9 protein-coding genes and 1 pseudogene are annotated in these 11841 nt (G+C 71.2%); 5 read left to right on the top strand and 5 right to left on the bottom strand.

The window, feature by feature from the left end; all coding sequences use genetic code 11:
- The first annotated feature begins 11 nt into the window (after positions 1-11).
- The 4 genes and pseudogenes from ACIQTP_RS29330 to ACIQTP_RS29315 all read left to right on the top strand — a co-directional run bounded on the left by ACIQTP_RS29330 (position 12) and on the right by ACIQTP_RS29315 (position 5735).
- Positions 12-1586 (top strand): glycosyltransferase, encoded by a 1575-nt coding sequence (locus ACIQTP_RS29330; RefSeq protein WP_403405199.1) that lies wholly within the window; start codon positions 12-14, stop codon positions 1584-1586.
- Complete coding sequence (locus ACIQTP_RS29325) at positions 1583-3832, top strand: ArnT family glycosyltransferase (RefSeq protein WP_403405196.1); 2250 nt, start codon at positions 1583-1585, stop codon at positions 3830-3832. Before ACIQTP_RS29330 ends, ACIQTP_RS29325 begins: the two co-directional genes overlap by 4 nt.
- A 187-nt stretch (positions 3833-4019) precedes the next feature.
- Positions 4020-4850 (top strand): annotated as a pseudogene (locus ACIQTP_RS29320) (MFS transporter); the annotation flags it as partial.
- 111 nt (positions 4851-4961) lie between these two features.
- On the top strand, positions 4962-5735 hold the full coding sequence (locus ACIQTP_RS29315; RefSeq protein ID WP_101398925.1) for a TetR/AcrR family transcriptional regulator: 774 nt from the start codon (positions 4962-4964) through the stop codon (positions 5733-5735).
- Here the strand turns inward: ACIQTP_RS29315 and ACIQTP_RS29310 are convergent.
- The 4 genes from ACIQTP_RS29310 to ACIQTP_RS29295 all read right to left on the bottom strand — a co-directional run bounded on the left by ACIQTP_RS29310 (position 5732) and on the right by ACIQTP_RS29295 (position 10216).
- Positions 5732-6196 (bottom strand): PPOX class F420-dependent oxidoreductase, encoded by a 465-nt coding sequence (locus tag ACIQTP_RS29310; RefSeq protein WP_402038836.1) that lies wholly within the window; start codon positions 6194-6196, stop codon positions 5732-5734. The genes ACIQTP_RS29315 and ACIQTP_RS29310 overlap by 4 nt on opposite strands.
- A 41-nt stretch (positions 6197-6237) precedes the next feature.
- The gene (locus ACIQTP_RS29305; protein ID WP_403405191.1) at positions 6238-7059 is read right to left on the bottom strand and encodes a YceI family protein; all 822 of its coding nucleotides are present in this window, start codon (positions 7057-7059) and stop codon (positions 6238-6240) included.
- A gap of 106 nt (positions 7060-7165) precedes the next feature.
- Complete coding sequence (locus ACIQTP_RS29300) at positions 7166-9706, bottom strand: MFS transporter (protein ID WP_403405188.1); 2541 nt, start codon at positions 9704-9706, stop codon at positions 7166-7168.
- An 18-nt stretch (positions 9707-9724) separates the two neighbouring features.
- Positions 9725-10216: a MarR family winged helix-turn-helix transcriptional regulator gene (locus ACIQTP_RS29295; RefSeq protein WP_403405185.1), complete on the bottom strand. Its 492-nt coding sequence runs from the start codon at positions 10214-10216 to the stop codon at positions 9725-9727.
- Positions 10217-10794: 578 nt separating this feature from the next.
- Here ACIQTP_RS29295 and ACIQTP_RS29290 point away from each other — a divergent pair.
- The gene (locus ACIQTP_RS29290) at positions 10795-10992 is read left to right on the top strand and encodes a hypothetical protein (protein ID WP_054235117.1); all 198 of its coding nucleotides are present in this window, start codon (positions 10795-10797) and stop codon (positions 10990-10992) included.
- 41 nt (positions 10993-11033) lie between these two features.
- Here the strand turns inward: ACIQTP_RS29290 and ACIQTP_RS29285 are convergent, their stop codons facing one another.
- A complete protein-coding gene (locus ACIQTP_RS29285) occupies positions 11034-11324 on the bottom strand; it encodes a hypothetical protein (protein ID WP_403405181.1) in 291 nt (96 codons plus the stop codon).
- Positions 11325-11841 lie beyond the last annotated feature (517 nt).

Raw genomic sequence — 11841 nt, 5'->3', positions numbered from 1 at the left:
GAGTCGTTCGCATGCGAACCGACTCTTCTCCCGGCAACCTGCCGGCGCGGGAGCACCTCCCGGCCGGGTCCGCCGGTACGCCTGTCCTGGACGTAGTGATCCCCGTTTACAACGAGGAGAAGGATCTCCAGCCGTGTGTGGTGAGACTGCACGAGCATCTCAAGCGCACCTTCCCGTACGCGTTCCGCATCACGGTCGCGGACAACGCCTCGACGGACACCACCCCTCAGGTGTCCGCACGGCTGGAGTCGGAGATACCGGAAGTCAGGTCCTTCCGGCTTGAGCAGAAGGGCCGCGGGCGCGCGCTGCGCACCGTGTGGTCGGCCTCGGACGCTCCGATCCTCGCCTACATGGACGTGGACCTGTCCACCGACCTCAACGCGCTCCTCCCGCTGGTGGCCCCGCTGATCTCGGGCCACTCGGACCTCGCGATCGGCTCCCGGCTCGCCCGCAGCTCGCGCGTGGTGCGCGGGGCCAAGCGGGAGTTCATCAGCCGCACCTACAACCTGATCCTGCGTGGCTCGCTGCAGGCCCGCTTCTCGGACGCGCAGTGCGGCTTCAAGGCGATCCGCCGCGATGTCGCCCAGGTACTGCTGCCGCTGATCGAGGACACCGGCTGGTTCTTCGACACCGAGATGCTGGTGCTCGCCGAGCGCGCCGGACTGCGCATCCACGAGGTGCCGGTCGACTGGGTCGACGACCCGAACTCGACCGTGCACATCGTGAAGACCGCGGCCGACGACCTGAAGGGCGTGTGGCGCGTGGGGCGCGCCCTCACCACCGGTTCGCTCCCGCTCGACCGGCTCGCGCGCCCCTTCGGGGACGATCCGCGCGACCGCGACCTGACCGACGTACCCAAGGGCCTGGCCCGCCAGCTCGTCGGCTTCTGCGTGGTGGGTGCCCTGTCCACCCTCTTCTACCTGCTCCTGTACAGCGCCTTCCGCTCGTTCTCGGGCTCTCAGATCGCCAACGCGCTCGCCCTGCTCGTGTCGGCCGTCGCCAACACCGCGGCCAACCGCCGTCTGACCTTCGGCGTCCGTGGCCGTGGCAGCGCGGTCCGGCACCAGGCGCAGGGCCTGGTCGTCTTCGGCATCGGCCTCGCCCTCACCAGCGGCTCGCTCGCCGCCCTGAACGCGGCGACGAGCAGCCCGGCGCACTCCACCGAACTCGCGGTGCTCATCGCCGCCAACCTCGCGGCGACCGTGCTGCGGTTCCTGCTCTTCCGCGCCTGGGTCTTCCCGGACCGGCGCGACGAGACGGCGGCCTCGACCGTCGTCGCCTCGCACAACCCGGGCTCGCACAACCCGTCCTCGCCCACCTACGGCACGACGACGGCGGCGCACCAGCAGCACCAGCACCCGCACCAGCTCCCACACCAGCAGCATCCGCACACGCCGCTGCCCCAGCGCCCGAACGCGACGGCGCCCCAAGCCCCGTACATCGACTACGACCACAACCAGACCAACCAGACCAACGAGTTCCGCGCCGGTGAAGCCGCGGACCGTACCTGGGGGGACGCGACCATGCAGCTGCAAGCGGTGCGCCCGCACGATCACGACCCGAGGGACACGAGGGACGCACGATGACGACTCAGTCCGATACGAGCCATCAGGGCGGCGCGAGCCCCTTCGGGGGCGCCGAGCCCTCCTGGGGACCGCTGAGCTCGACGGCTCTGCAGGAGCCCGTGGCGCCGCCCACCGCGGCCCCCCGGTCCGGTGAGCCCAAGCAGCCGTTCCTCCACCGCGTCTGGCGCGGCCGGCCCGAGGACCCGCGCTGGGTGCGCCCCGCCTTCCTCGGTCTGCTCCTCGCCACCGGTCTGCTCTACCTCTACAACCTGAGCGCCTCCGGGTACGCCAACTCCTTCTACTCCGCGGCCGTCCAGGCCGGCAGCCAGAGCTGGAAGGCCCTCTTCTTCGGCTCGCTCGACTCGGCCAACGCCATCACCGTCGACAAGCCCCCGGCCTCCCTGTGGCCGATGGCCCTGTCGGTACGGATCTTCGGCCTCAACTCGTGGGCGATCCTCGTCCCCGAGGTGCTGATGGGCGTCGCCACGGTCGGCGTCCTGTACGGGGCCCTGCGCCGCCGCTTCAGCCCAGCGGCCGGTCTGCTCGCGGGCGCGGTGCTCGCGCTCACTCCCGTCGCCGCGCTGATGTTCCGGTTCAACAACCCGGACGCGATGCTCGCGCTGCTGATGACCGTCACGATCTACTGCGTGGTCCGCGCTCTGGCGGACGGCCGGACGAAGTGGCTGGTCTGGGCGGGTGTCGCGGTCGGCTTCGCGTTCCTCGCGAAGACCCTGCAGGCCTTCCTGATCCTGCCGCCGCTCGCGGTCGTGTACGCGGTCTGCGCGCCGGTGCAGCTCAGGAAGCGGTTCGCCCAGCTGGGTCTTTCGGCGGTGGCGATGGTCGTCGCCGGCGGCTGGTGGGTGGCGATCGTGGAGCTGTGGCCCGCGTCGTCCCGCCCGTACATCGGCGGCTCGCAGAACAACTCCTTCCTCGAGCTGACCTTCGGCTACAACGGCCTCGGCCGTATCAACGGCGACGAGACCGGCAGCGTCGGTGGTGGCGGCGGTGGCGGTGGCACCGGCCAGTGGGGCGAGACCGGCTGGAACCGGATGTTCAACTCGGAGATCGGCAGCCAGATCGCCTGGCTGCTGCCCGCCGCGCTGATCCTGTTCGTCGCGGGGATCGTGCTCACCCGCAAGGCCGGGCGGACCGACCTGACGCGCAGCTCGTTCCTCGCCTGGGGCGGCGCGCTGCTGATGACGACGATCATCTTCAGCTACATGGCTGGCATCTTCCACCAGTACTACACGGTGGCCCTGGCCCCCTACATCGCGGCCGTCGTCGGCATGGGCGCGACGGTGCTGTGGGAGGAGCGCAGCAAGGTCTGGGCCTCGCTCACCCTCGCCGGCGTGGTCACCGCGAGCGCCGCCTGGGGATACGTCCTCCTCAATCGCACCCCCACCTACCTGCCGTGGCTGAAGTGGCTGGTCCTCATCGGCGGTCTGGCCGGCGCGCTCGGCCTGGTCTTCGCGGCCAGGCTGGGCCGTCAACTGGCCCTCGCGGCGGTCGGGCTGAGCTTCATGGCCTCGGTAGCGGGCCCGACGGCGTACACCCTGTCCACGGTGAACACCGGGCACACCGGTTCGATCGTCACGGCCGGTCCGGCGGGCGCCAGCGTGATGGGCGGCCGGGGTGGTCCCGGCGGCGGTGGCATGCGGGGCGGCTTCCCCCGTGGCGGCAACTCCCAGGGCCAGAACCAGCAGGGCGGTAACGGCACCACCCAGCAGGGCGGCGGCATGGGCCAGCCCCCGACGGGCGGCACCGGTGGTTTCCCCGGCCAGAACCAGCAGGGCAACGGCAACACTCAGGGCCAGAACCAGCAGGGCGGCATGCCCGGCGGCGGCGCGGTGGGCGAGGGCGGCATGGGCGGTGGCGGCGTGGGCGGTCTGCTCAACGGCGCGACCGTCAGCTCCGCGGCCAAGAAGCTGCTGGAGACGAATGCGGGCGACTACACCTGGGCGGCCGCGGCCATCGGTTCCCAGAACTCCGCGAGCTACCAGCTCTCCACCGGCAAGCCGGTGATGGCGATCGGCGGCTTCAACGGCACCGACCCGTCCCCGACGCTGGCCCAGTTCAAGAAGTACGTGACGGACGGCAAGATCCACTACTTCATCTCGGGCGGCGGCATGGGCGGTGGCATGGGCGGCGGCAACTCCTCCACCACCTCCACCTCCTCCCAGATCAGCTCGTGGGTCACGGCCAACTTCAAGAAGGTGACGGTCGGTTCGGCCACCTTCTACGACCTGACACAGCCGACCAGCAGCTGACGGCAGGTCTTGTACGCGGGGCGGTGGCCCGGAGCGATCCAGCTCCGGGCCACCGCCCTTTACGTGCGCCCTTTACGTGCGCCCTTTACGTGCGTCCTTCCGTACGTCCTTTTCGTGCGCCCGGAGAACCACGTTGTACGCTGTATGGGAACTGTTCGGCTCGGTGGTGGCCGGACTCGCCGACTGCCTCCTGGGAGCGCTGCTTTCCACGATCGGCATGACCGCGCTCGTGTACGCGATCATCTCCGGCCCCCAGCACGGCTGGACGTCGGGCCGGGTGCTGGCCACGGACGCGGTCGCCGTGCTGGTGCTGGCCGCCTTCGTGTACGGGGAGAGCCGGATCCCGTACACCGTGCTCGACCCGCACTTCTTCCGCGACCGGCGCTTCACCGGAGCCGTCGCGGGAGCCGTCCTCATCGCCCTCGGCATGGGCGGGGCCCTCTTCCTCCTCACCCAGCGCCTCCAATTCGTCCTGGGATACGGCGCCCTGGAAGCCGGGCTGCGTACGGCGTCGCTCGCGCTCGCGGTCGTGGCGCTGAACTTCTCCGGCCTCTCGGCGAAGTGGACGGCGCGACTCGGCACACCGGCGTCGCCGCGCACGGGTACGGCGGCACACTGCTCGGGCTGTCGCTGATCGGCGCGGGCGCCGCCGTGGCCAACCCGGCCGTGGCACACGCCATCATGAGCGCGATTCCGCCCGAGAAGGCGGGCGTGGGCGCGGGCATCAACGGCACGCTCGCTCGCCGAGTTCGGCAACGGCCTGGGCGTGGTGGTGCTCGGGGCGATCCTCAACTCCCGGTTCGCGGCGCTGATTCCGGTGGCGGCGGCCTCGCTCCCGTAGGCGCTGGCCTCGGCGGGCTCGGACGAGGAGCGCGGGCGGATCACGGACGCGTTCTCGTAGGGACTGGAGACCAGCCAACTGGTGGGCGCGGTGGCCGTCCTTCTCGGTGGACCGCTGGCCGCGGCGTTGCTACGACGTGCGGAGAGGGCAGACTCCGCGGTGGCGGTATCGGCGTAGCGCCCGCTTAGCATCAGGGAGGGCGGACCCGCTGCCGCCGCTTTCGATTGCCGAGTACCGATTGCCGACCGAGCGCCGAGCGCTGGGTTCCGAGTTCCGAGGAGGTGCGCCATGGTGAGGGCAGCCGACCGTGCCGAGCGTCCGGCGCGGACCAGTGTCTGGCTGGAGGGCAAGGCTCCCCGGGGCGCCGCGGCGCGCGGGGGCGGACAGCCGTCGGGGCTCGACCGGGACCGGATCACCGAGGTCACGGTGCGGCTGCTGGATGCCGAGGGCATGGCGAGGTTCTCCATGCGCCGGCTGGCCGCCGAGCTGAACGTCACCGCGATGTCCGTGTACTGGTACGTCGACACCAAGGACGACCTGCTCGAGCTCGCCCTCGACGCGGTCTTCGGCGAACTGGAGCTGCCCGACGCGGAGTCGGGCGAGGACTGGCGCGACCAGCTCCGCTCCCTCGCCACCGGCTACCGCGCGCTGCTGGTCCGCCACCCCTGGGTGTCCCCGCTGATCGGGACCTTCCTGAACATCGGCCCGCACTCCATGGCCTTCTCGCTCTGCGTCCAGCAGGTGATCCGCAACACCGGCCTGCCCCGGCACGGCCAGATGGGCGCGCTCTCGGCGGTCTTCCAGTTCGTGTACGGGTTCGGCACCATCGAGGGCCACTTCGTGCAGCGCTGCGCCTCGGCGGGGATGACCCAGGACGAGTACTTCCGTCAGGCCATGAGCACGATCGGCGAACAGCCGCAGTTCTCCGCCAATTTCGAGAACGCCGCGGACCTCATGGAGGCCCGCGGCGGTGACACGGTCGAGGAGATGCGCGAGCGGGACTTCACGTTCGCGCTGGAGACGCTGATCGCGGGGATCGAGACGATGGTCGCGAGGGCCTAGGGCGCGAGCCGGGCCGGGAAGCCGCCCGTCGCGACCGGGCCCCACTTCACCGGTGTGACCCGGATGATCGACTTGCCCTGCTTGAGCATGGCCTCCCGGTACTCGTCCCAGTCCGGGTGTTCGCCCGCGATGTTCCGGTAGTACTCGACGAGCGGCTCGACGGATTCGGGGGAGTCGACGACCTCGGCCGTGCCGTCGATCTGGACCCAGGGTCCGTTCCACTCGTCGCTCAGCACGATCAGGCTGACACGGTCGTCGCGCTTGGCGTTACGGGTCTTCGCGCGTTCGGGGTAGGTCGAGACGACGATCCGCCCGGCGTCGTCGACCCCGCAGGTCAGGGGAGAGCCCTGGGGGCTGCCGTCGGTACGGCGGGTGAGGAGGATGGCGCGGTGGCGGGGGCGTACGAAGTCGAGCAGTTCGTCCAGGGACACGGCGGTGTTCGTAGCGATGTTCGGTGCCATGTGAGCCAGCCTAGGCCGCCCGCCGGGAAGGTGCGCTCGCCTTACGCCTGTGGGAGGGACTCACCCTGTACCGCCTGGACGTCCAGTTCCACCTTCAGTGTCGTACCGATCGCTGAGATGCCGGCCTGGATGACCTGGTTGTAGTTCATGGCGAAGTCCTCGCGGTGGAGGTCGGCCGTCGCCCGGAAGGCGGCCCGTGTACCGCCCCAGGGGTCCGCGCCGGTGCCCAGGTAGGCGAGGTTCAGGTCGACCGGGCGGGCGATGCCGCGCATGGTGAGTTCGCCGTGCACGGTCCAGCGGTCGGAGCCGGCCGGGGTCAGGCCGGTCGAGCGGTAGGTGATCTGCGGGTACGTCTCGACGTCGAGGAAGTCGGGGGACTTCAGATGGCCGTCGCGCATGCCGTTGCCGGTGTCGATCGACGCGGCGGAGATCACGGCCTCGACGCGGGACTTGGACACGTCGTCCGGGGCGATCTCGATCGTCGCCCGGAACTCCGTGAAACGGCCGTGCACGCTGGAGATGCCCAGGTGCTGGGCGGCGGCGCCGACGGAGGAGTGCGCCGGGTCGACCGTCCAGGGGCCGGGCGGCGGCAGTTCGGTGCCGCCCTGGCGGGCGAGGGTCACGTTGCCGATCTCGGCCCGGCCGCTCGCCGTGACGATCGCGCTGGAGGCGGCGGGCGCGTACCCGACCGCGGTCACGATCACGGTGTACGCGCCCGGCGTGAGGGCGGTCGGGTCGTGCACGGCTCCTTCGGTGTCCGCCTCGGCGCGCAGCACCTGCGTCCCGGTCATGTCGGTCACCGTGACGACCGCGTGCGACACGGCCCATCCGTCCCGCGTGCGAATCCGTGCGGTCAGTCCCATCCCGTTTTCTCCCTGCAAAGCACTAAAAATCGGTCGCGATGAGACCGGCCCGTGGGGGGCGCACCTCCGCTCAGAGCGCGCGCGTCCCCACGGGCCGGCGTATCAACTACTCGCCGGGGTGGGCGAGGGTGATGTCGTGGTCGTCGACGCCACGGCCGGAGACCGTGAGAGCCGTCGCCACCGGGGGGTAGCCCGTCGCGATGACGGTGTACTCGCCACCGTCCAGGTCGGTGAAGGCGTACGCGCCGTCCATGCCGGTCCTGGCGGTGCCGATCACGTTGCCGGCCGCGTCGACCAGCGTGACCCGGGCGTCGCCCAGGGGGCCGCCGGGGGCCCGTACGACGCCCTGGAGCTGGGCGCCCGCGCTGAGCTCGACCTCGACCCGGGTGACCCCGGCGCCGCCGACCTCGACGGTGAGGGCCTGCGGGCGGTGGCCGGCCGCGTTCACCGCGATGGTCACCGGACCCGGGACCAGTTCGGCGAAGGTGAACTGGCCCTGCTCACCGGTGGTCCCGGTGGCCAGCACGTCGCCGCGGACGTCGGTCACGATGACCATGGCGTCCTTGACCGGGGTGCCGGTCCCGGCGGCCCGGACGAATCCGCTCAGCCCGCTCGTGCCGCTCAGCACGATGTCGTACGCCACCGGCTCGTCGTTCACGATGATCGTCGAGGCCTGCGGCTGGAAACCGTCGGCGGAGGCGATCAGGACGTACGAGCCCGCGCCGGGCGCGTCCACCGCGTAGGAGCCGTCGGTCTGCGCGACCGACCGGCCCAGCTGCCGTCCCGCGAGCGAGATCAGCGTGACCGCGGCCTGCGGGACGGGGGCGCTCTCGGCGCCGCGGACGTGACCGCGGACCGGGACGCCGCCGGAGGCGGGCAGCGGGGCGCTCTCCCGTGTGGCGGTGGCGACGGCGGCGAGCCGCTGCGTGCCCTCGGGTCCGGCCGCGAGGCTCGTCTCGGCGACGGCCGCCCAGCTCGGGATCCTCTCCTCGGCGGGCGCCGCGGCGGGTACCTCGGCGGTTTCCGAGGCCTCCGCCGCGGTGGCCTCCGCCTTCGCCTCCGCGGCCTGGGCCAGCGCGCCCGAGGTCCGCAGCGGGACCTCCTTGATGAACAGGACGATGAAGAAGGCGAGTAGCGCCAGGGCGGAGCCGATCATGAAGACGTCCGCGATGCCGTGACCGTAGGCGCTCTCCAGGACGGTGCGCAGCGGGGCGGGCACCGCGTCCATGTTCGGGATGGTGCCGGAACCGGAGCCGGAGGCGGCGGCCGCGTACTTGGGGTCGATGCCGGCCAGGCCGTCCTTGACGTAGTCGGTGATCCGGGTGGACATGATCGCGCCCAGCGCGGAGACGCCGATCGCACCACCGAGGGAACGGAAGAACGTCACCGTGGAGCTGGCCGAGCCGAGGTCGGACGGGGCGACCTGGTTCTGCGTGGACAGCACCAGGTTCTGCATCGTCATGCCGACGCCGAGACCGAGCAGCGCCATGAAGATCGCGACGTGCCAGTAGGTCGTGTCGTAGCGGATGGTGCCCAGCAGGCCCAGGCCCGCGGTGATCAGGACGGTACCGCTGACCAGCCAGTACTTCCACCGGCCGGTCTTGGTGATGACCTGGCCGGAGACCGTGGAGGCGATGAACAGGCCGCCGATCATCGGGATGGTCATGACGCCCGACATCGTCGGGGACTTGTCGCGGGCCAGCTGGAAGTACTGGCTGAAGAAGACGGTGCCGGTGAACATCGCGACGCCCACGAAGAGCGAGGCGAGGGAGGAGAGGGTGATGGTGCGGTTGCGGAACAGCCGCAGCGGGATGATCGGCTCGCTCGCCTTGGACTCGACGAGCACGAACAGCAGCCCGAGGACGATCGCGCCGCCCACCATCGCGTACGTCTGCCCCGACACCCAGTCGTACTTGTCACCGGCGAAGGTGACCCAGACCAGCAGCAGCGAGACCGCGGCGGATATGAAGAACGCGCCGCCCCAGTCGACCTTCACGTCCCGCTTCACGGTGGGCAGGTGGAGGGTCTTCTGCAGCACGATCAGCGCGATGACCGCGAACGGCACGCCGACGTAGAAGCACCAGCGCCAGCCGAGCCACGAGGTGTCGGTGATGACACCGCCGAGCAGCGGGCCGCCGACGGTTGCCACAGCGAAGGTCGCGCCGAGGTAGCCGGAGTAACGCCCGCGCTCACGCGGGGAGATCATCGCCGCCATGACGATCTGGGCGAGGGCGGACAGACCGCCGACGCCGACGCCCTGGACCACGCGGCACGCGATGAGCATGCCGGGGTTCTGGGACAGACCGGCGGCGGCCGAACCCAGCACGTAGATGACGAGGGCTATCTGTACGAGCGCCTTCTTGCTGTACAGGTCGGAGAGCTTGCCCCACAGAGGCGTGGTCGCGGTCATGGCCAGCAGCGAGGCCGTGACGACCCAGGTGTAGGCGGACTGGCCGCCGCCCAGGTCGCCGATGATCTCGGGGAGTGCGTTGGTGACGATCGTCGACGACAGGATCGCGACGAACATGCCGAGCAGCAGGCCGGAGAGGGCTTCCATGATCTGTCGGTGCGTCATCGGTGCGCCGTCGGAGGGTCCACCTCCGTGCTTGGCGTGAGCCCGCACACCGGCTGGTGTGGTCGTTGCCATGGGCTTCCTTTTCTTGTCTTACGCGGGTGTACGGGTGGTCAGTTCGGTTGCTTCCGGCACGTAGGGCGGCCGGGGTACGGCACGGCAGTCGCCGAAGCTCTCGCGCAGCCGGTCCATCAGGTGGATGAGCAGGCCGACCTCGTGGTCGGACCAGTCGCTCAGCCGGTCGGCGAACAGCCGCGAGGAGCGGCGGGAGAGCTCGGTGAGCTGCTCGCGTCCCGCGTCGGTGAGACGCAGGATGCGGGAGCGTTTGTCGGCGGGGTCGGGGAGGCGTTCGATCCAGCCCCGGTCGGCGACGTGGGCGACGTGGCGGCTGGTCACCGACATGTCCACGGCGAGCAGCTCGGCGAGCTTGCTCATCCGCATGTCGCCGTGCCGGCCGAGGAGGGTCAGTACGGCGGCGGAGCCCGCGGGGCAGTCGTGCGGCAGGATCCGCCCGAGCTCCCGCTTCACGGCGCCGATGGCACTGAGCTGACGAGCCAATTCCTCGTACTGCGCCTGCTCGGCCATCACACCTCCTGTATTCGTTGCTTGGGGCAACCATAAATCCAGTTGGTTGCTGCAGGCAAACGATATCGCTGCCGCTGGGCTAAAAAGATGGCAAAGGCAAGTATTGGCGAATGTAAACCTGCTGGTGGGTGGCGCGTATGGCTTTGAATCCGCTGTGGACCGCCCGAGCCCGCCGTTCGCGAGGCGGGGCCAGGGCCGGGCCAGGGCCGGGCCAGGGCCGGGTTACGGCCGGGTCACGGCCGGGGCGGAGCCCAGGTGCTGCACTCCGGCCGCAGTGGGGTGGGCCGGGGCGGTGGCCGCCCCGTGGCCGCGCAGGTTGCACCTTGCCGGCGGCCGGGGTTGCGCCTCCGCATCTTGATGGGGGCGGAGCTCCGGTCATCTGCGGGGTTGCGCGTCCGATCCTTGCGGGGTTGAGCCACCGCCCTCCCGTGGGGCTGGGCGCGTGGTTCCTTGTGCCCCTGGCGGGGCGCGCTGCCGGTGGGTGTGCGTCATCCAGCTCGCCGTCCATGCCGTCCAGAACCGAGGAACGGGAACCCGGCACTTGGGTAGGGGGCGGGTATTCGCTAGGGTCCTGGGCCATGGCAAACACCCAGGGCCCCGAGGGCAACTACGACCCCGCGGGTAGCACCCAGATGTTCCGCGCTTTCGTCGACGAGGGCCCCCAGGCCCGGCAGCAGCAGGCGGCCGCCCCGGCGGGCCCCCGTATCGGCCTGATCATCGGCATCGTCGTCGCCGTGGCGGTCGTGGCCGCCGTGGCCTGGCTCGCGCTGGCGTAAGGCAACCCGCCCGCTCCGCCGGTAGGACCGGTGGAGGCGGGTCACTTCCACTGGACGGACACGTCCCGCGTCTCGATGTGCATGCCGAGCGGCACGCGCCAGTCGTCGACGCACACCGTCCAGGTCTTCGTGCTGCCCGCTCCGGCCGCGATCGGCGCCGGCAGATCCCGCGTCGAGTCGATCGTCGCCCAGTCGATGCCGAGCGCCCCGATGATGTGCGTCCCGAGGGTCACCGTGCCCGAACGCACGGCGCTGCCACCGGTGTTGTGGAAGGAGACGGTCACCTTCTCGCACCAGCGCTTGTCGGTTGCCTCCCGCGTGGGCTCGCTCACGTCGAGAACGGCGGGGCCGACGGGACCCGGAGGACTGGGGGTACCGGGGGGACCGCTACTTGCCGTGGAACCCGGGGTCGGCCGAGCGGGGGACGCCGACGCGGTGCCCGAACCGGCGCTCGTACGGGAGGAGTTGTCGTCGCCGCGGTCCGTCGCCGCGCCGGGCGGTGCGGAAGGTGGGGACTGCGGGCGTGAACTGCCCTGCCGAGGGGCTCCCTTGGCGGCTTCCGCGGGTGGCGTGGACGCGGGCAGCGGTGCCAGCGAGACGTTCCCGGTCGGGGCCACCACGGGTCCCGAGTCGGCCGGGGCTCCCACCGCCACGTATCCGCCGCCGCTGCCACCGTCCCCGCACACGGCCAGTACGGCACCCAGGCAGACAACAGCCGTGGGGGGGGCCCCCCCGGGGGCCCCCCCCCCCCCGGGCCCCGCGGCCCCCCCCCCCCCCCCCCCGGGGGGGGGCGGCCCCGCCGCCCCTATCGGAGGGGGGGGGGGGGTGGGGGCGGGGTTGACCCGCACC

Source organism: Streptomyces sp. NPDC090798, from assembly GCF_044768965.1.
Classification (GTDB): domain Bacteria; phylum Actinomycetota; class Actinomycetes; order Streptomycetales; family Streptomycetaceae; genus Streptomyces.
The sequence above is the reverse complement of the archived record's forward strand: the minus strand, read 5'-3'. Positions and strand labels throughout refer to the sequence as shown.